This window comes from Pseudomonas flexibilis (genome assembly GCF_000802425.1).
Classification (GTDB): domain Bacteria; phylum Pseudomonadota; class Gammaproteobacteria; order Pseudomonadales; family Pseudomonadaceae; genus Serpens; species Serpens flexibilis.
Genome location: NZ_JRUD01000007.1, coordinates 81,613 through 100,933, shown reverse-complemented (window position 1 = coordinate 100,933; position 19,321 = coordinate 81,613). Strand labels below are relative to the sequence as shown.

14 protein-coding genes are annotated in these 19,321 nt (G+C 66.9%); 5 read left to right on the top strand and 9 right to left on the bottom strand.

The genetic code is table 11. The features are described from left to right. Nucleotides 1–7: 7 nt before the first annotated feature. Complete coding sequence (locus SF06_RS05620; protein ID WP_039560271.1) at nt 8–1,516, bottom strand: 2Fe-2S iron-sulfur cluster-binding protein; 1,509 nt, start codon at nt 1,514–1,516, stop codon at nt 8–10. A gap of 142 nt (nt 1,517–1,658) precedes the next feature. Here SF06_RS05620 and SF06_RS05615 point away from each other — a divergent pair, with 142 nt between their 5' ends. After that, complete coding sequence (locus SF06_RS05615; RefSeq protein ID WP_027590311.1) at nt 1,659–2,063, top strand: DUF1924 domain-containing protein; 405 nt, start codon at nt 1,659–1,661, stop codon at nt 2,061–2,063. A 9-nt stretch (nt 2,064–2,072) separates the two neighbouring features. Next, nucleotides 2,073–2,594: a diheme cytochrome c gene (locus tag SF06_RS05610; protein WP_039560270.1), complete on the top strand. Its 522-nt coding sequence runs from the start codon at nt 2,073–2,075 to the stop codon at nt 2,592–2,594. A gap of 9 nt (nt 2,595–2,603) precedes the next feature. Here SF06_RS05610 and zapE read toward each other — a convergent pair whose 3' ends face one another. Next, a complete protein-coding gene (gene zapE / locus SF06_RS05605) occupies nt 2,604–3,713 on the bottom strand; it encodes a cell division protein ZapE (RefSeq protein ID WP_039560269.1) in 1,110 nt (369 codons plus the stop codon). Between the two features lie 144 nt (nt 3,714–3,857). Here zapE and SF06_RS05600 point away from each other — a divergent pair, with 144 nt between their 5' ends. Genes SF06_RS05600 through glgB form a run of 3 tightly spaced genes read left to right on the top strand, consistent with a single transcriptional unit; the run spans nt 3,858 to nt 11,417 of the window. Further along, nucleotides 3,858–5,867, top strand: a complete 2,010-nt coding sequence (locus tag SF06_RS05600) for an alpha-1,4-glucan--maltose-1-phosphate maltosyltransferase (protein WP_051587410.1) — start codon at nt 3,858–3,860, stop codon at nt 5,865–5,867. A gap of 10 nt (nt 5,868–5,877) precedes the next feature. Next, nucleotides 5,878–9,186 (top strand): maltose alpha-D-glucosyltransferase, encoded by a 3,309-nt coding sequence (treS, locus tag SF06_RS05595; RefSeq protein WP_027590307.1) that lies wholly within the window; start codon nt 5,878–5,880, stop codon nt 9,184–9,186. After that, a complete protein-coding gene (glgB, locus tag SF06_RS05590) occupies nt 9,183–11,417 on the top strand; it encodes a 1,4-alpha-glucan branching protein GlgB (protein ID WP_052199724.1) in 2,235 nt (744 codons plus the stop codon). The genes treS and glgB overlap by 4 nt, the downstream gene beginning before the upstream one ends. Nucleotides 11,418–11,430: 13 nt before the next feature. On the opposite strand, the gene SF06_RS05585 is transcribed toward glgB, so the two are convergent. The 7 genes from SF06_RS05585 to glgX form a co-directional block, all read right to left on the bottom strand. Further along, nucleotides 11,431–12,390: a lysylphosphatidylglycerol synthase domain-containing protein gene (locus SF06_RS05585; RefSeq protein WP_039560268.1), complete on the bottom strand. Its 960-nt coding sequence runs from the start codon at nt 12,388–12,390 to the stop codon at nt 11,431–11,433. Then, on the bottom strand, nt 12,387–13,595 hold the full coding sequence (gene clsB / locus SF06_RS05580) for a cardiolipin synthase ClsB (protein WP_051587409.1): 1,209 nt from the start codon (nt 13,593–13,595) through the stop codon (nt 12,387–12,389). Before clsB ends, SF06_RS05585 begins: the two co-directional genes overlap by 4 nt. Then, complete coding sequence (locus SF06_RS05575) at nt 13,592–14,368, bottom strand: endonuclease/exonuclease/phosphatase family protein (protein ID WP_037008779.1); 777 nt, start codon at nt 14,366–14,368, stop codon at nt 13,592–13,594. The genes clsB and SF06_RS05575 overlap by 4 nt, the downstream gene beginning before the upstream one ends. Beyond that, complete coding sequence (locus SF06_RS05570) at nt 14,365–15,279, bottom strand: DUF72 domain-containing protein (RefSeq protein WP_039560267.1); 915 nt, start codon at nt 15,277–15,279, stop codon at nt 14,365–14,367. The genes SF06_RS05575 and SF06_RS05570 overlap by 4 nt, the downstream gene beginning before the upstream one ends. 3 nt (nt 15,280–15,282) lie before the next feature. After that, nucleotides 15,283–16,602, bottom strand: a complete 1,320-nt coding sequence (locus tag SF06_RS05565; protein WP_039560266.1) for a zinc-dependent alcohol dehydrogenase — start codon at nt 16,600–16,602, stop codon at nt 15,283–15,285. Between the two features lie 28 nt (nt 16,603–16,630). After that, nucleotides 16,631–17,044 carry a CBS domain-containing protein gene (locus tag SF06_RS05560; protein ID WP_027590301.1) on the bottom strand — a complete coding sequence of 138 codons (414 nt, stop codon included), beginning with the start codon at nt 17,042–17,044 and terminating at the stop codon, nt 16,631–16,633. A 131-nt stretch (nt 17,045–17,175) separates the two neighbouring features. Beyond that, nucleotides 17,176–19,314: a glycogen debranching protein GlgX gene (glgX, locus tag SF06_RS05555; RefSeq protein WP_039560265.1), complete on the bottom strand. Its 2,139-nt coding sequence runs from the start codon at nt 19,312–19,314 to the stop codon at nt 17,176–17,178. Nucleotides 19,315–19,321: the final 7 nt, after the last annotated feature.

The window sequence follows — 19,321 nt, the reverse complement described above, 5'->3', positions numbered from 1 at the left end:
CCCCCCCTTAGTACTCCACCTGCAGCTCGGCGCTACTCGGCTCGGCCTGGCAGGCCAGCGTCCAGCCCTGGCGCACCTGCTGCTCGCTCAGCACCTGGTTGCTGCGCATGGTCACGCTGCCGGACACCACCCGGCACTTGCAGGCGGCACAGATGCCCGAGCGGCAGGCGCTCGGCGGTTGCAGGCCAGCCTGCTCCATGGCGTCCAGCAGCACCTCGCCGCTAGCGACCTTCAGCTCGTGGCGCTTGCCGTCGAGTTCCACGCGCAAGTGACTGCTATGACCGCCTTGCGCCTTTGAACTCGCAACCGCGCCAAAGCGCTCCAGATGGATGCGTGCGTCGGCGACGCCCAGTTCCTCCAGCGCGGCGCGCGCCGTATCCATGAAGGCCTGGGGACCGCAGATGAAGCAGTCCGCACCGCGCCAGTCGGCCAGTTGCGTGGCGATGGCCCGCGCATCCGGCAGCCCCTGGCTGGCATCGAACCAGGCATGCAGCACCAGCCGCTGCGGATAGGCCCGCTGCAGTTCCGCCAGCTCCTCGGCGAAGATCACCGCGTCGGCATCGCGGTTGGCCTGGAACAGGCACACCCGGCTGCTGCCCCTGACCAAGGCGGCGCGCAGGATCGCCATCAGCGGGGTGATACCGCTGCCGGCGCCGAGCAGCAGCAGATCCTCATCCAGGCTGCGCGGCACGAACTGCCCGGCCGGCGGCAGCGACTCGATGGCGTCACCCGGCTTGAGGTGATCGAGCAGCCAGTTCGAGGCCCGTCCACCGGGGACGCGCTTGACCGTGATGCGCAACTCAGCGTCGTGCGACAACGAATAGCAGCGCAGCAGCGGCGCTTCGGCGCACGGCACCTTCAGGGTGAGGAACTGCCCCGGCTGCGCGGCGAAGCGGGCGCGCTGCTCGGCCGGCGCCTGCAGGACGAACGAGCAGGCATCGGCCGTCTCGCTGTGGCGCGCGACGACCTGCAGACGGGTGAAGTCGCCAGCCGGCACGGGGCTCGGCACCGGCACCACGCCGCGCAGCATCGGCCCCACGGACTTGCGGCGAAACAGCAGGACATAGGCGATATGCAGGCCGATCAGCCACAGCCCCAGGTTGGCGAAGAACTCGTGGACCTCTTCGGGGTCGCCGTGCCAGCCGACGAAATTCAGGTCGCTGGCGGCGCCGAACAGATCCGGCTGCACGCCGGGGAGGGCGGCCAGCACGTCGCCGTTGTCGACCATGCCCAGGCCGATCAGGCTGGCCAGCGCGAAGCTCGCCAGGGCGCCGAAGGTCAGCCAGGTGCCGACTGCGGACAGACTCGGCTTGCGGCGCTCGGCCTTCGGCGGAAGCAGCTTCGGAAAGCCGCGCAGGCGCAGCGGTGCGATCAGCAGGCGCGCCACCAGCAGCACCGACAGGCCGTAGCCCAGCCAGATATGCAGCAGTTCGGCATCGTCGCCGCTCAGGTAGACGGCGATGAAAAATCCGGCCAGTAGCCAGTGGAACACGCGAAAGCGATTGAAGGCAGCCACGGCGGCGATCCTCTACGAATGGATTGCCCTCCTTGTAAGCCCATCACCTGAAGCGAAGCTGAATGCCCGGGCCAGAGCCGTTCAGCTTCGCTTCAGGTGGCGAGCCTAGGCTGCACACCCATCCCTTCCCGGAGAACGCACCATGAAAGCCCACTGGATTGCCCTTGCCTGTTGCCTGAGCCTGCCGGCGCTGGCTGAAACCGCACACCCGCTGCTGCCGGGCTACGCCGCCCAGGCGCGCCAGCAGGACCCGGCCTTTGCCGGCTTTTCCGCCGAACGCGGCAAGGCGTTGTATTACGCGGAGGAACAGCGCAACGGCAAGACCATGAGTTGCACCACCTGCCACACCGACGATCCTCGCCAGACCGGCAAGACGCTGGCCTATCGCAAGGTCGAACCGCTGGCACCGGTGGCCAATCCGGCGCGTTTCACCGATGCGAAGAAGGTCGAGAAGTGGTTTCGCCGCAACTGCGACGATGTCTTCGCCCGCGAATGCACAGCCCAGGAGAAGGGCGATTTCATCACCTGGATCAACAGCCTGAAGTAGGAGCGCGCCATGAATATCGCCCGCATGGCGACCGTCGCCGGACTGACACTGACCCTGGGGCTGGTTGGCTACAGCTTCGCCGATGACGATGATGACCACGACCGGCGTTACAAGCGTCCCAAGCGCCTGGCGGTGCCGAGTGATGCCCCGCTGGTCTGGAAGGAGGAGTGCGCCGCCTGCCACATGCTCTACGTGCCGGGCCTGCTGCCGGCCGATGCCTGGCGTCAGCAGATGAGCACCCTCGACGAGCACTACGGCAGTAATGCCACGCTGGAGCCGGCGCTGGAACAGCAGATCCTCGATTTCCTGGTGCGCGCCTCGGCGGCCAACCGCCTGCCGGTGGAACCCTCACCGACCGCCGGCGAGCCGCCGCGCATCAGCCAGACGCGTTGGTTCGAGCACAAGCACGACGAGGTCAGCGAAGCCAAGTTCCGCCGCGAAGCGGTCGGCGGCCGCGCCAACTGCGTGGCCTGCCACCGCGATGCCGAACGCGGCGACTTCGATGACGATCGGGTGAAGATTCCGCGCTGAAGAAGGTGATCAGCGCCCGAAGCGCTCCAGCTGCATTTCCCGCAACCGGCTCAAGGTGCGCCGGAACGGAAACGCCAGATAGCCTTGCTCGTACAACTGCTCAAGCGGTACGTCCGCTTCGATGTACAGCGGCACGCCCCGGTCGTAGCACTCGTCCACCAGGGCGATGAAGCGCCGCACCGCGTTGTCGTTGCGGGCGAGGGCGGGCAGGGTGCGATCGCCGGCCTGCACCTGTTCGCTGGCATCCTCGGTGCCCCGGGCGATGCGCCCCTCGCGTTGCTCACCACCCAGCACGGGCACATCGCCCAGCAGGATTGCGGGGAAGCGGTCGCACAGGGCGATATAGTCCTGGGACGCCCAGGGCGCTTCGCACAGCGCGGCGAAGGAGGCCCAGAGCGTGGAATTGCTGCGGGCAATCACCTCCAGGGGGCGGCCGTTGAGTTCCAGCGGCGCGTGCTCGACCAGCTTTCCGCCGGCCAGGGTGGAGAACAGGCCGGGCAGGACGGACGGCTGTTGTGGCTGGCGCACCCAATAGCGCTGGCAGGGCGTGCCCGGATGCAGGCGATGATCCTGACTGCCGTCCATGCTGACCACCTGCATATGCCGCTCGATGGCCTTGATGGCCGGCAGGAAGCGCTCGCGGTTGAAACCGTCGGCGTACAGCTGCCCGGGCGGCTGGTTGGAGGTGACCACCAGCACCACGCCGTTGGCGAACAGTTTCTGCAACAGGCCTCCTAGCAGGATGGCATCGCCGATGTCGCTGACGAACAACTCGTCGAAGCACAGCACACGCACCTCGGCGGCCAGTTCGTCCGCCAGGCCCTGCAGCGGATCGGCAGTGCCGGTCAGCTGGAACAGGCGGCGGTGCACCCAGCGCATGAAATGATGGAAATGCTGGCGGCGCGAGGGCAGCTGCAGGGCGTGCTGGAAGCGATCCATCAGCCAGGTCTTGCCCCGCCCCACCGGCCCCCAGAGGTACACGCCGTCGACCGCCTCTCCGGCGTGCAGGGCCCGCAAACAGTCGTCGAGCAACGCCACGGCGTGCCACTGAGCCGGGTCGGCAACGAAGCCCTGATGGTCGATGGCGTGGCGGTACAGGGCGGCAAGCGGCGAGGGCATGGAACGGCATCCCGGAGAACGAAAGGGCGAAGTATACGGGCGGCAGCGGCCCGCCGGCCTGCCTGAACTTTCCCACCCATCGCGGTTCGGTAATAGAGCCCCGGGTGAGCGGGGGCCAAACCTGACGGCAAGGGAACGACACCGATGCTGGACAAGCCTTTCGCTGCATCCTGGCGCCTGAGCGGCCGGGTCGGTCTGCAGGAAGCCCTGACCTTACCGCGTATCGCCATCGAGAACGTCGAGCCGGTGGTGGAAGGTGGGCGCTTTGCCGCCAAGGCCATCGTCGGCCAGCCGGTGACCATCAGCGCGGTGATCTTCACCGACGGTCACGAACTGATGGCCGCCGAACTGCTCTGGCGGCATGCCGAGCGCTCCGACTGGCACAGCCAGCCAATGACCCTGCTGGGCAACGATCACTGGCAGGCGCGCCTGCTGCCGAGCGAGACCGGCCGCCTGGTGTTCGCCATCGAGGCCTGGTGGGACGACTACGGCACCTACTGCAGTGAACTGCAGAAGAAACACGCCGCCGGCCTGCAGCTGGACTTGGAGCTGGAGGAGGGCCGCCGCCACCTGCGCGGCGCGATCAACCGCGCCAACGGCCAGCAGGCCGAGCAGTTGCGCCAGCTCAGCGAGCTGCTGGAACAGACCGAGGAACAGGACGCCCGGGTGGCGCTGCTGCTCGATGACCAGACCCGCCAGGTGATGGCCGACACCAGCGAGCGCGCCTTCCGCCTGCGCAGCCTCGACTATCCGCTGGAAGTGGAACGCCCCCTGGCGCAGTTCGCCAGCTGGTACGAGCTGTTCCCGCGCTCGGTGACCGACGACCCTCAACGCCACGGCACGTTCCGCGATGTGATCGGGCGCCTGCCTGAAATCGTCGCCATGGGCTTCGACGTGGTGTACTTCCCGCCCATCCACCCCATCGGCCACACCCACCGCAAGGGCCGCAACAACAGCCTGACGGCGGCGCCGGACGACCCCGGCAGCCCCTACGCCATCGGCAGCGAGGAAGGCGGCCACGATGCCATTCACCCCGAGCTGGGCAGCCTGGAGGATTTCCGTGAACTGGTGGCCGTGGCGCGCTCCCTGGGCCTGGAGGTGGCTCTGGATTTCGCCATCCAGTGCTCGCCGGATCACCCCTGGCTGCGCGAACACCCCGAGTGGTTCAGCTGGCGCCCGGACGGCAGCCTGCGCTATGCGGAAAACCCGCCCAAGAAGTACGAGGACATCGTCAACGTCGACTTCTACGCCGAAGGCGCCCAGCCGGGCCTGTGGCAGGCCCTGCGCGACGTGGTGGCCTTCTGGGTTGAGCAGGGCGTGACGCTGTTCCGGGTCGACAACCCGCACACCAAGCCGCTGCCGTTCTGGGAATGGCTGATCGCCGATATCCGCGGTCGACATCCGGAGGTGATCTTCCTGTCCGAAGCCTTCACCCGCCCGGCAATGATGGCGCGCCTCGGCAAACTGGGCTTCAGCCAGAGCTACACCTACTTCACCTGGCGCAACACCAAGCGCGAGCTGGCCCAATACTTCAGCGAGCTGAACGAAACCCCGTGGCGCGACTGCTACCGGCCGAACTTCTTCGTCAACACGCCGGACATCAACCCGTTCTTCCTGCAGAGTTCGGGGCGTCCCGGTTTCCTGATCCGCGCCGCGCTGGCCACCATGGGCTCTGGGCTGTGGGGCATGTATTCCGGCTTCGAGCTGTGCGAGGGCGAGGCGATTCCCGGCAAGGAGGAATACCTGCACTCCGAGAAGTACGAGATCAAACCGCGCAACTACCGCCAGCCCGGCAACATCGTGGCCGAGATCGCCCGGCTCAACCTGATCCGCCGCAACAATCCCGCGCTGCAGAGTCACCTGGGCTTCACGCCCTACACCGTCTGGAACGACAACATCCTGTACTTCGGCAAGCGCAGCGAAGACCTTTCCAACTTCATCCTGGTGGCCATCAGCCTGGATCCGTACCACGCTCAGGAGGCGCATTTCGAGCTGCCGCTGTGGGAGTTCGGCCTGCCCGACGAGGCCAGCATGGACGGCGAGGACCTCATGAACGGCAAGCGCTGGACCTGGCACGGCAAGGTCCAGTGGATGCGCATCGAACCCTGGGTGCTGCCATTCGGTATCTGGCGCATCCGCCCCCACGGAACCTGAGGCAAGGAACATGGCGAAACGACCCCGGCCGCGCCCGGCGGCCTTCATCGACGACCCGCTCTGGTACAAGGACGCCGTCATCTACCAGGTGCACGTGAAGTCCTACCACGACGCCAACGGCGACGGCATCGGCGACTTCCAGGGCCTGATCGAACGCCTGGACTACATCGCCAGCCTGGGGGTGAACACCATCTGGCTGCTGCCGTTCTACCCCTCGCCACGCCGCGACGACGGCTACGACATTTCCGACTACCGCGCCGTGCACCCGGACTACGGCGACATGGCCACGGTGCGGCGCTTCATCGACGAGGCACACCGTCGCGGGCTGCGGGTGATCGCCGAGCTGGTCATCAACCACACCTCCGACCAGCACCCCTGGTTCCAGCGCGCCCGGCTGGCGCGCAAGGGCTCGCGCATGCGCGATTTCTACGTGTGGTCGGACACCAACCAGAAGTACCAGGGCACGCGGATCATCTTCCTGGACACGGAAACCTCCAACTGGACCTGGGACCCGGTGGCCAAGCAGTACTTCTGGCACCGTTTCTACTCTCACCAGCCGGATCTGAACTTCGACAATCCCATGGTGCTGCGTGGCGTGCTGAGCATCATGCGTTTCTGGCTGGACCTGGGCATCGACGGCCTGCGTCTGGACGCCATTCCCTACCTGATCGAGCGCGATGGCACCAACAACGAGAACCTGCCGGAAACCCACGAGGTCCTGAGGAAGATCCGCGCCGAGATCGAGGCCAACTACCCCGACCGCATGCTGTTGGCCGAGGCCAACCAGTGGCCAGAGGACACCCGCCCGTACTTCGGCGAGGGCGACGAGTGCCACATGGCCTTCCACTTCCCGCTGATGCCGCGCATGTACATGGCCATCGCCCAGGAAGACCGCTACCCGATCACCGACATCCTGCGCCAGACGCCAGAGATTCCCGAGAACTGCCAGTGGGCAATCTTCCTGCGCAACCACGATGAGCTGACCCTGGAGATGGTCACCGACCACGAGCGCGACTACCTGTGGAACGTCTACGCCGCCGACCGCCGCGCGCGCTTGAACCTGGGCATCCGCCGCCGCCTGGCACCCCTGGTGGAGCGCGACCGCCGGCGCATCGAGCTGCTGCACAGCCTGCTGTTCTCCATGCCCGGCACACCGACGCTGTACTACGGCGACGAGATCGGCATGGGCGACAACATCTACCTGGGCGACCGCGACGGCGTGCGCACGCCGATGCAATGGAGCAGCGACCGCAACGGTGGCTTCTCGCGCGCCGATCCGGCCAGCCTGGTGCTGCCGCCGATCATGGACCCGCTGTACGGCTATCAGAGCGTCAACGTGGAAGCCCAGCTGCGCGACCCGCACTCGCTCCTGAACTGGACACGGCGCATGCTGGCGGTGCGCAAGCAGCAGAAGGCCTTCGGCCGCGGCGAGATGAAGATGCTGGCGCCCAGCAACCGGCGCGTGCTCGCCTACCTGCGCGAATACACCGGCGTCGATGGCAGGCACGAGATCATCCTGTGCGTGGCCAACCTGTCGCGGGCCGCCCAGGCCGCCGAGCTGGAGTTGTCCGCGTTCGATGGCAAGGTGCCGGTGGAGATGCTCGGTGGCAGCGCCTTTCCGCCGATCGGCGAACTGCCTTATCTCCTCACCTTGCCGCCCTACGGCTTCTACTGGTTCCTGCTCGCCGAGGCCACGCAGATGCCCGCCTGGCACCAGCCGGCGCTGGAACGCATGCCGGAGCTGATGACCCTGGTGATCAAGCGCGACCTGCAGGAGCTGCTCGAACCGCCGCTGCGCGAAACCCTGGAAAACGACATCCTGCCCACCTACCTGGCCAAACGGCGCTGGTTCGGCGGCAACCCGCAAGGCCGCCTGCACCTGCTCTACCTGCAGCCGCTGACCAGCGAAGCCTATGCGCTGTGCGAGCTGGAGGTGCTGGGCAACGACGGCCCCGCGCACTACCAGCTGCCGCTGGCCTTCCTCGGCGACGGGCAGGCGGGCACCAGCCTGGCCCAGCGCCTGGCCCTGGGACGCCTGCGCCGGCGCCAGCGGGTTGGCCTGCTCACCGACGCCGTGAGCCTGCCTGGCTTCACCCACGACGTGCTGCAGGCCCTGCGTGCGCAACGCGAGATGAACTGGCGCCACACCCGGCTGATCTTCCACGGCACTGCGAAGCTCGCGGAGCTGGAGGTCATTGAGGATGAACCCATCGAACCGATGACGGCCGAGCAGTCCAACAGCTCGGTGCTGATCGGCGAACGCATGGTCCTCAAGGTGATCCGCCGTATCCGTCCCGGCATCCATCCGGAGGCCGAAATGGGCGGCTACCTGACCGAGCAGGGCTTTCCGCACATCGCGCCGCTGCTGGGCGAGGTGCGGCGCATGGATTCCGAAGGCACTCCGCACACCCTGATGCTGCTGCAGGGCTACCTGGACAGCCAGGGCGACGCCTGGAACTGGACGCAGAACAACCTGGAGCGCGCCATCCGTGACGAACTGGCCGGGGGCCTGTCCAGCCAGGAAAATCAGTTCGGCGCGCTGGAGGAGCTGACCGCCTTCGCCCATATGCTGGGTCGGCGCCTGGGCGAGATGCACCGGGTACTGGCGCGCCCCTCGAACAATCCCGCGTTCGGTGCCCGCGCTGCCGACAGCGCCCTCTGCAACACCTGGGCGGCGGACATCGCCGAGCAACTGCGCGAGGCGCTGCGCGTGCTGGACAGCCAGCGCGGGCAACTACCGGCCGAGGTGCGCACCGAGGCCGCCTGGCTGAGCGAGCAGGGCGACGCGCTGGAGGCCCTGGTGAAGCGCCTGGCCCGCCAGGTGGCGGGAGGCCTGGTGATGCGCGTGCACGGCGACCTGCACCTGGGGCAGGTGCTGGTGGTCGGCGGCGACGCCTACCTGATCGACTTCGAGGGCGAGCCGGAGCGCAGCCTGGAGGAGCGCCGTGCCAAGCACAGTCCCTACAAGGACGTCACCGGCGTGCTGCGCTCCTTCGATTACGCGGCCGCGCTGGCCATGCGCAACGCCCAGGGCAGCGACAGCTCCGAGGAAGCGGCCCGGGCCCGGCGCGCCATTGCCGACAGCTACCTGCAACAGTCACGCACGGCCTTCCTCGCCGCCTATCGGCGAGCGGCCGCCGAACTGGCGCACACCTGGAAGGAAGCGGGCGGCGAAGAGGCGGCCCTGGCCTTGTTCGGCATCGAAAAAGCCGCCTATGAACTGCGCTATGAGGCGCGTTACCGGCCAGACTGGCTGGAAGTCCCGCTGCACGGATTGGTCGATCTGTGCAGCCCGCTGCTGGAGAAATCGCACCCATGAACGACCTGGCCCCCGCCGTGCAGCGAGCCACCGAACGTGCCGCCATCGAGGCCCTGGAGCAGGGCGAGCACGGCAATCCGTTTGCCTTTCTGGGCCCGCACCGCGACGGCGACGGTGCCTTCATCCGCGCCTGGCTGCCCGGCGCGCAGCGTGTCGAGCTGCTGGCGGCATCCCGGGGCGCCCCCACGGGCGACGGGCCGCCGGACGGCGAGTTGCTGGGCGAGATGGCACAACCCCACCCCGGGTTGTTCTGTCTGCGCATCGAACCGCCCCGCGATTACCGCTACCGCATCCATTGGCCAGACAGCGTGCAGGAAACCGAGGACCCCTACGCCTTCGGCCCGCTGCTGGGCGATCTGGACATCTACCTGTTCAGCGAGGGCAATCACCGTCAGTTGGGCGAGGTGTTCGGCGCCCAGCTGGCGCGGCACGAGGAGGTGGACGGCGTGCGCTTCGCCGTCTGGGCGCCCAATGCGCGGCGGGTGTCGGTGGTCGGCAACTTCAATGCCTGGGACGGGCGTCGCCATCCGATGCGCCTGCGCCACCCCTCTGGCGTGTGGGAGCTGTTCATTCCCCGCCTCGGCGTCGGAGAGATCTACAAGTACGAGATCCTCGGCCAGGAGGGCCTGCTGCCGCTCAAGGCCGACCCTCTGGCGCGCACCAGCGAGCCGCCGCCGGCCACCGGTTCGGTGGTGGCCGCGCCGCTGGATTATTCCTGGAACGATGCCGAATGGGTGGAACAGCGCCCGCAGCGCCAGGCCCATGACCAGCCACTGGCCATCTATGAAGTGCACGTCGGCTCCTGGCGGCGCCACGGCGAACGGGACGGTCGGCAACTGAGCTGGGCGGAACTGAGCGAACAGCTGATCCCCTATGTGCTGGACCTGGGCTTCACCCATATCGAGCTGTTGCCGATCATGGAGCACCCGTTCGGCGGCTCCTGGGGCTATCAGCCGCTGGGCCTGTTCGCCCCCACCGCCCGCCACGGCAGTCCGCAGGATTTCGCCGCCTTCGTGGACGCCTGCCACCGCGCGGGGCTGGGGGTGATCCTCGACTGGGTGCCGGCGCATTTCCCCACCGACCCCCATGGCCTGGGCCGCTTCGACGGCACCGCGCTGTACGAATACGCCCACCCCTTCGAGGGCTTTCACCGCGACTGGGACACCTACATCTACAACCTCGGACGCACCGAGGTGCACGGTTTCATGCTCGCCTCGGCCCTCCACTGGCTGCGCACTTTCCATATCGACGGGCTGCGCGTGGACGCCGTGGCCTCGATGCTCTACCGGGACTATTCCCGAGAGCCCGGCGAATGGATTCCCAACCGCCACGGCGGCCGCGAAAACCTGGAGGCCATCGACTTCCTCTGCCACCTCAACGACGTGGTGAACCTGGAGGTGCCCGGCGCGCTAGTGATCGCCGAGGAGTCCACCGCCTGGCCCGGGGTCAGCCGGCCGACCCGCGAAGGCGGGCTGGGCTTTGCCTACAAGTGGAACATGGGCTGGATGCACGACAGCCTGCGCTACATCGCCGAAGACCCCATCCATCGTGGACATCACCACGACGAACTGACCTTCGGACTGCTCTACGCCTTTTCCGAACAGTTCATCCTGCCCATCTCCCACGACGAGGTGGTGCACGGCAAGCGCTCGCTGCTGGACAAGATGCCCGGCGACCGCTGGCAGCAATTCGCCAATCTGCGGCTGTTCTTCAGCTTCATGTGGACGCACCCGGGCAAGAAGCTGCTGTTCATGGGCTGCGAGTTCGGCCAGTGGCGCGAGTGGGACCATGATCAGGAACTGGACTGGTACCTGTTGCGCTACGGCGACCATGTCGGCGTGCAGAGCCTGGTGCGCACCCTCAACCAGCTGCATCGCGAAGAGCCGGCGCTGCACCGTCTGGACGGCAATAGCGCAGGTTTTCGCTGGGTGATTGGCGACGATCACAGCAACAGCGTCTACGCCTGGCTGCGCCACGACCGGGACGGCGCGACCCTGCTGGTGGTGCACAACTTCACCCCGGTGCCGCGCAACGCCTACCGCATCGGCGTGCCGCTACCCGGCCGCTGGACAGTGCTGCTCAACAGCGACGACGAGCTGTACGCCGGCTCTGGCGCCGGCAGCCAGGGCGAACTCCAGAGCGAGGAGCAGGCCAGCCATGGCGAAGCCCATTCGCTGATCCTCGACCTGCCGCCGCTGGGCAGCCTGGTTCTCAAGCCGGCTGAGAACTAGCGCCGTTTCGGCGTCAGCGCGATGCCTGGAATCGTGCGCCCGCCCGGCGCTCCAGCAGCAGATAGAGCGCGCAGGCCACCAACAGAGGCAGCAGGAAGTACAGCGCCCGGTAGCCGATCAGCGCAGCCAGCAGGGCGCTGGCCGGCATCTGGTGCTGCAGCATGGCGAGGAAGATGGCTTCCAGTACGCCCAGTCCGGCGGGGATGTGGGTGACTACGCCGGCGATGGCACTGATCAGCAGAATACCCAGCACCGTGGCAAAGCCGGCGCGCTCGGGCAGCAGCAGGGTGATGAGCAACGCCATCAGGCACCAGTTCAGGGCGCCCATGCTGGCCTGCAGCAGGGCGAAGCGCAGCGAGGGCAGGGTAATGCGGTGGGCGCGCCAATGCCAGGTGCGATGGGTGGCGAAGCGGCAGGCCAACAGGTAGGCGACGCCGGCCAGCAGCAGCAGTACGCCGACAATACGTAACCCCTCGCTACCCAGACGCCAGTGCTCCGGCAATTCCAGCAGCCCCAGCGCGAAGACCAGGCCGGCCATCAGTATGTAACCCAGCCAGTTGGTGATGATGCTGGTGCTGAGAATCCGCGTGATGGTGGACAGGTCCAGGCCCAGGCGGGAGTACAGGCGGTAGCGCATGGCCACACTACCGACCCAGGAGCCCAGGTTCAGGTTGAAGGCGTAGCAGACGAACGCCACCCGCAGCACCTGCCGCGTGGGCAACTGGTGCCCGGTGTAGGTACGCCCGAGCAGATCGAATGCGCTGAACAGCAGATGGCTCACCAGTACCAGCGCCACGCCCAGGGCCAGCGTTGCCAGGCTGAAGCCGCGCAACGCCTGCCAGACTTCGCGCCAGTCCACATGGCGAATCAGGTTGAACAGCAGCACGGCCAGCAGGCTGACCAGCGCCAGGGTAACCAGCCGCCGCAACAGGCGCCGGCCGCGCGGCACGCTGCGCACTGTCTCGTTGTTCATGACTTGCCGGACCCGCAAGCGACCGTGTCCGGCGATTCCGCTGCGGCGGTGGTCAGCCTGGGACGGTGGGCCGGGAACCAGCCCAGCACGGCGGGGAAGTGCCGGGCGGCGTGGAAACCCAGAAACATCAGCGGCGCGCGCCACCAGTAGCCACGCCGCAGCACCTGGCGAGTGACCGGCTTGCAGCGGGTCTCAGCCAGCTCGCTGAGGTGGGCGAACAACCGCTGGTTGAAGGTTGGATCGCGGATGAACAGGTTGGCCTCCAGGTTCAGGGACAGGCTCAGCGGATCGAGATTGCTGGAGCCCACCGTGCTCCATTCCCGGTCGGCCAGGGCCACCTTGCCATGTAGCGGCTTCTCGCAGTACTCGTAGATCTGCACGCCGTCGCGCAGCAGGTAGTCATACAGCAGGCGCCCCAATACCCACACCCAGCGCATGTCCGGCTGTCCCTGCAGGATCAACGACACCTGCACGCCGCGCTGGGCGGCGTTGCGCAGCTCGCGCAGCAGCCGGTAGCCGGGGAAGAAGTAGGCATTGGCCACCAGCAGCCGCTCGCGGGCGTTGCGGATCGCCGCCATGTACTGGTCCTCGATGTCGTCCTGGTGGGCGTCGTTGTCGCGGATCGCCAGCAGCATGGCACTGCGCCCCTGGCTGCCGGGGCTGGGACGCAGCCCGGCCCCCGGGGTATCGACGCCACACTGGGCCAGCAACTCCACGGCGGCGCGGTGGATGTCGGCCACCACCGGGCCGCGCACCTCGACGGCGTAATCCTGCTTGGCCATGGGACCGAACTCCTGCAGGTGATCCAGGCAGAAGTTGATGCCCCCCACATAGGCGACCTCGCCATCGACCACCACGATCTTGCGGTGCAGCCGGCGGAACAGGTTGGTGCGCATACCGAACATCTTCGGGCGCGGGTCGAACAGGTGTACCCGCACGCCGACGCGGGTCAGGGCTTCGATGTAGGCCTTGCCCAGGTCGGCGGTGCCGTAGCCGTCGGCGGTCACCTCGATGCGCACGCCGCGCTCGGCCGCTTCGATCAGCGCCTGTTGCAGCGCCTGGCCGACCGGGTCCTCGAAGATGATGAAGGTTTCCACCAGCACCTCGTGGCGCGCCGCGCGGATCGCCTCGAATACCCGAGGAAAGTAGTCCTCGCCATTGATCAGCAGCTCCACCTGGTTCTGCCCATGCCAGACCCCGGTCATAGATGCACCTCCACAGACAGCGGCGCATGGTCGGACAGATGCGACCAGGGGCGACGGGTCAGCGCCCGTGCCTCATGCCCGCTGGCATTGCGCAGATAGACCCGATCCAGCGGCAACAACGGCCAGCGCGCCGGAAAGCTCTTCGCTGGCGCGCCGTAGGCGCGGGTGAACACCTCGTGCAGGCCGCACTCGGCCAGCAGCGGATCGGCCGTGCGGCGCCAGTCATTGAAATCCCCGGCGACGATCACCGCCGCGTCGCCGGGCAGCTCGGCCAGCAGGCCGCACAGCAGACGCAACTGGCGACGGCGGTGACTCTCCCGCAAGCCCAGGTGCACGCAGATGGCATGCACCTCGCGGTCACCGGGCACGTCCAACTCGGCATGCAGCAGGCCGCGCACTTCATGATCACCGATGGACACGTCATGGTTGTGGAACGCCAGGATCGGAAACTTGGAGAGCAGGGCGTTGCCGTGGTCGCCATCCGGGTACACCGCGTTGCGCCCGTAGGCGAACTCCGGCCACATGCTGTCGGCCAGGAATTCGTACTGCGGCGTCGGTGGCCACTCCTTCCAGCGCAACGGATGACGGTGATGGGTGCCATGCACTTCCTGCAGGAACACCAGCTCGGTGGACAGGGTGCGCACCGCATCGCGCAGCTCCGGCAGGATGAAGCGCCGGTTGAACACATTGAAGCCCTTGTGGGTATTGACGGTCAGCAGCCGCAGCCGGTGCACCGCCGGCCGCTGGCTGTGGCGCAGCGATTCGGGACTCATGACCGCGCCTCCAACTGGCCCGGCGCGTACTCCAGTCGATCCGCCAGCCCCAGCCGTTCCAGCAGGGCGCGTGCGTCATAGGGCGCGCGGACCTTGATGTCGTTGTCGAAGTAGCAGTAGGCATCCCGGGGCTGGTGCTCGACCGCACGGTGCGGATCGATCAGGTGGGCGTCCTCGGGCTGGTCGCCGTGGGTCCACAAGCGAATGCGCGCGGCCCAGCGGTCCAGCGCCTCGTCGCTGTAGCCGCTGGCATAGAGCTCTTCGTCGCCATGCAACCGCAAGTAGAGGAAGTCGCTGGTCACATCTTCCTGATAGGGCCATTTGCCGGCGGTGTCGGCCACCACCAGGGCGACCCGGTAGCGGCTCAGCAGCTCTACGAAGGCCGGCACCACGAAACTGCGGTGGCGGATTTCCACGGCGTGGCGCAGCGGCCCCTCGCGGGTGAACTCCAGCGAACCTTTGCGGCGCAGCGTGCTGTCGCACTTCATGGCACAGGCGCGCGCGGCCTCAGCATCCTGAGGCAGCAGATCGAGGAAGTGCTCGAACTGCCCGGCATCAAAGCGAAAGCTGGGGGGAAACTGCCAGAGCATGGGCCCCAGCTTGTCTTCCAGGCGCAGCACCCCCGACGCGAAGAAGTTGGCCACCGGGGTTTCCACGTCGCGCAGGCGTCGCACATGGGTAATGAAGCGCGGTGCCTTGACACTGAACACGAAGCCCTCGGGCGTGTCGGCGTACCAGCCGGCGTAGCGCTCAGGCGTCTGCAGGGCATAGAAGGAACCGTTGATCTCGATGCTGCCCACTGTGCGCGAGGCATAGTGCAGCTCGTTCTTTTGCGCCAGACCTTCGGGATAGAAGTCGCCCCGCCAGGGCGCGTAGCGCCAGCCGGAAATGCCGATGCGTATCTCGCTCATCGCTCAGGAGCGCTTGGGCGCCGTCATCGCCGGGGGATCGCTGGCCGGGAAGGAGTCCTCGATGGCGTCATCCAGCAGCGCCTCACCGTGTACCTGCTCCTCATCGCCCGTGCGTGCCTGCTGCCGCTGGGGATGCAGCTCCACCTTCACCCAGCCGCTTTCCCGTCGGTCGAATGCCTGGAAGGCAGCAATGGCATCGCCCATGGGTTTGACCTGGGTGAGGATCTGCGCCGGATCGATCGCTCCGGACAGCACCAGCTCGATGAGTTTCGGGATGTAGCGCCGGTGTGGGCAGTTTCCCATCTTGATGGTGAGGTTCTTCATCATCGCCATGCCGATGGGGAAGCTGCGTGCCTGCTCCGGATACACACCGATGATGGACAAGGTGCCGGCCTTGGCCAGGCCTTCCACGGCCCACTGCAGCACTTGGCTGGGCGCGTCGCCGGGATGCCAGTTGTCACCGTCAGGGTGGGTGTGCGGCGCCACGCTGGCGACTTCCTCCCGGAAGTGGCCGGTCTCCCCGTGCCGTGCGGCCTGATGGGGCTGCTCGGCATCCACGCCCACCGCGTCGATGGCGCGGTCCACGCCGATGCCGGCCGTCAGCCGGCGCAGGGTGGCGACCGGGTCTTCCTTGTCGAAGTTGATCACCTCCGCACCCTGCTGGCGGGCCATGTGCAAACGGTCTTCCAGGTGATCGATGGCAAAGACCTGCCCGGCGCCCAGGAGCAGGGCGCTGGCAATGGCGAACTGGCCCACCGGGCCACAGCCGAACACCGCCACGGTGTCCCCCGGTTTGATTTCCGCCAGTTCGGCGCCGAAATAGCCGGTGGGAAAGATGTCCGACAGCAGGATCGCCTGGTCGTCGCTGATCTTGCTGGGCAGCTTCACCAGCCCCACGTGGGCGAACGGCACGCGCACCTTTTCGGCCTGCATGCCATGGAACGGACCGGTGCTCTTCGGCCCTCCGAAGAAAGCGGTGCCGGCCTGCGGACCGTTGGGGTTGGCCACATCGCACTGGGAGTAGTAGCCGGCACGGCAGTACACGCAGTTGCCACAGGCGATGGTCGAGCCGATCACCACCCGGTCGCCGATTTGCAGGTTGCGCACGTCAGCGCCCAGCGCCTCGACGATGCCCACGCCTTCGTGGCCGAGAATGGTGCCCGGCACCATGCCGGTCATGGTGCCCCGCACCATGTGCAGGTCGGTGCCGCAGATCGCCGACGCCGTGATCCGCACGATGGCATCGGTGGGTGCCTGCAGCGTCGGTTCCGCTACCTCTTCCAGGCGGATGTCGCCCACGTCATGGAATACCACGGCCTTCATGATCAGTCTCCCGGCCCGGCAGGGCGCCTCAGTGCGCCTTGGCAACGCCGCGCAGCACCGTGTCGCTGGCGCGCTGGCTGTGGATGCTGGCGATGTTGCCCAGGGATACCACGCCGATCAGCCGCTTCTCGCGGTTGAGCACCGGCAGGCGGCGCACCTGGATATCGGCCATGTTCTGGGCCACATGCTGGACGTCCTCGTCCTCGAAGCAGTAGCGGATGCCACTGCTCATCACCTGGCGCACCGGCGTGTCGGGCGACAGGCCCTGGGCCACCGCGCGGATGGCGATGTCGCGATCGGTCAGCATGCCGACCAGTCGGTCGCCTTCATGCACCAGCAGGGCGCCGCAGTCGATGCGCTGCATCAGACTGGCCGCCTCCTGGATGCTTTGTTCGGGAAGGATGGTCTGCACGTCGCGGGTCATGACTTCGGAAATCTTCATGACGAGGTCCTCCGGATTGCTGGAATGCGAGCCTGGCGGATGTTTGTCCGCCCCCTCTAGCGTCCGACTAGGGCGACGCAGGACGGTTCAGAACATCGGGGGCCGCCTGTCCAGTGGCATCTGCACGCCGCTTACCTCGCTTCGCGCTGCAGCTCCAGCAGCAGCAGCGAGCGGCCAGTCACCAGGAATTCGCTGTGAAAGGCATGCGATTCCCCGCCCCGCAGCTCGGGCCGATTGGTGTCCAGCAGGCAGTTCCAGCCGGCGCCCTGGGCCACCTCGGGCAGCCGGAAGTTCACCGCGTCGTCATGGGCATTGACGATCACCAGCAGGGTCACATCAGCGCCCTTGCGGCGAATGCCGGTGGGTTGTGCGCGTCCATCCAGCAGCATGCCCATGCAGCGGGCGTTCGCATCGTGCCAGTTTTCCTGGCTCATCTCGCTGCCGTCGGGCACCAGCCAGGCCACGTCCTTGACGCCCAGTTCCTCGTTGTAATTGCCCACCAGGAAACGCCCGCGGCGCAGGATGGGGTAGCTGCGGCGCAAGGCGATCAAACGACGGGTGAAGGCCAGCAGTTGCTGGCCTTCCTCGTCCAGCTCCCAGTTGATCCAGGACAGCTCGTTGTCCTGGCAATAGACGTTGTTGTTGCCCTGCTGGGTGCGGCCGAACTCGTCACCGGCTACCAGCATCGGCGTACCTTGCGAGAGGAAGAGGGTAGCCAGCATGTTGCGCATCTGGCGCAGGCGCAGGGTGCGGATATCCGGATCGTCCGTGGGGCCTTCGCAACCATGGTTCCAGGAGTAGTTGTTGTCGGTGCCGTCGCGATTGCCCTCGTCGTTGGCCTCGTTGTGCTTGTGGTCGTAGCTGACCAGATCGCGCAGGGTGAAGCCGTCGTGGGCAGTGACGAAATTGACCGAGGCGTAGGGGCGGCGACCGCGCTGGTCGAACAGGTCGCCCGAGCCGGTCATCCGGCAGGCCAGCTCGGCGAGCATGCCGTCATCGCCGCGCCAGAACGCCCGCACGCAGTCGCGGAACTTGTCGTTCCACTCCACCCAGCCGGGTGGAAAACCGCCGACCTGGTAGCCCCCGGGACCGCAGTCCCAGGGCTCGGCGATCAGCTTGACCTTGCTCAGCGCCGGGTCCTGGCGGCAGGCCACCAGGAAGCCGTGGCGCTCGTCGAAGCCGTGTGCATGGCGGCCGAGGATGGTCGCCAGGTCGAAGCGGAATCCGTCCACGCGCATGTCGGTAGCCCAGTAGCGCAGCGAGTCGGTGACCATCTGCAGCACGCAGGGATGGCTGAGGTCGAGGGTATTGCCGGTGCCGGTGTCGTTGACGTAGAAGCGCCGGTTGTCGGGCATCAGCCGGTAGTAGGTGGCGTTGTCGATGCCACGCATGCTCAGCGTCGGGCCCAGCTCGTTGCCTTCGGCCGTGTGGTTGTAGACCACATCGAGAATCAGCTCCAGGCCGGCATCATGCAGGCGCGCGACCATCTCCTTGAACTCGTTGACCTTACCACTGGCCAGGTAGGCCGGGTGCGGGGCGAAGAAGGCGATGCTGTTGTAGCCCCAGTAGTTGTTGAGGTCCTTGTCCAGCAGGTGCTGATCGTTGACGAAGGCGTGCACCGGGAGCAGTTCCAGGCTGGTAATGCCGAGGGAGCGGATATGGCGCAGCAGCTCCGGGTTGGTCAGTCCGGCAAAGGTGCCGCGCCGCTCCTCGGGCACCGCCGGGTGGCGCATGCTCAGCCCGCGCAGGTGGGCTTCGTAGATCACGGTGCTGTCCCAGGGCACACGCACCGTCTGCTGGTCGCCCCAAGTGAAGGCCGGGTCGAGGATCTTGCACTTGGGCACGAAGGGTGCGCTGTCGCGGGTGTCGAAACTGAGGTCGCCGTCCGGCGAGCCGATGGTGTAGCCGAACAGCGACTCCGACCATTGCAGTCGACCGACCAACTGCTTGGCGTAGGGGTCGATCAGCAGCTTGTGGGGGTTGAAGCGATGGCCGGCCTCTGGTTCGTAGGGCCCATGCACCCGGTAGCCATAGATCTGCCCCGGGTGAGCGTCGGGCAGGTAGCCATGCCAGATTTCATTGGTGTATTCGGGCAGCTCGATGCGTTCCAGCTCGCGCCGGCCGGAATCATCGAACAGGCACAGTTCCACCTTGGTGGCATGGGCGGAAAACAGGGCGAAATTGACGCCAAGACCATCCCAGGTGGCACCGAGCGGGAACGGGTGCCCTTCGGTGACCCGGGAGTGTTGACGGGGTCTGCGACTGGTCATGGTGAGC

Excerpts from the sequence above, each read along its gene's own strand:
- SF06_RS05615 (WP_027590311.1), top strand. The coding sequence starts at position 1,659 with ATGAAAGCCCACTGGATTGCCCTTGCCTGTTGCCTGAGCCTGCCGGCG.
- SF06_RS05610 (WP_039560270.1), top strand. The coding sequence starts at position 2,073 with ATGAATATCGCCCGCATGGCGACCGTCGCCGGACTGACACTGACCCTG.
- zapE (WP_039560269.1), bottom strand. The coding sequence starts at position 3,713 with ATGCCCTCGCCGCTTGCCGCCCTGTACCGCCACGCCATCGACCATCAG.
- SF06_RS05600 (WP_051587410.1), top strand. The coding sequence starts at position 3,858 with ATGCTGGACAAGCCTTTCGCTGCATCCTGGCGCCTGAGCGGCCGGGTC.
- treS (WP_027590307.1), top strand. The coding sequence starts at position 5,878 with ATGGCGAAACGACCCCGGCCGCGCCCGGCGGCCTTCATCGACGACCCG.
- glgB (WP_052199724.1), top strand. The coding sequence starts at position 9,183 with ATGAACGACCTGGCCCCCGCCGTGCAGCGAGCCACCGAACGTGCCGCC.
- SF06_RS05585 (WP_039560268.1), bottom strand. The coding sequence starts at position 12,390 with ATGAACAACGAGACAGTGCGCAGCGTGCCGCGCGGCCGGCGCCTGTTG.
- clsB (WP_051587409.1), bottom strand. The coding sequence starts at position 13,595 with ATGACCGGGGTCTGGCATGGGCAGAACCAGGTGGAGCTGCTGATCAAT.
- SF06_RS05575 (WP_037008779.1), bottom strand. The coding sequence starts at position 14,368 with ATGAGTCCCGAATCGCTGCGCCACAGCCAGCGGCCGGCGGTGCACCGG.
- SF06_RS05570 (WP_039560267.1), bottom strand. The coding sequence starts at position 15,279 with ATGAGCGAGATACGCATCGGCATTTCCGGCTGGCGCTACGCGCCCTGG.
- SF06_RS05565 (WP_039560266.1), bottom strand. The coding sequence starts at position 16,602 with ATGAAGGCCGTGGTATTCCATGACGTGGGCGACATCCGCCTGGAAGAG.
- SF06_RS05560 (WP_027590301.1), bottom strand. The coding sequence starts at position 17,044 with ATGAAGATTTCCGAAGTCATGACCCGCGACGTGCAGACCATCCTTCCC.
- glgX (WP_039560265.1), bottom strand. The coding sequence starts at position 19,314 with ATGACCAGTCGCAGACCCCGTCAACACTCCCGGGTCACCGAAGGGCAC.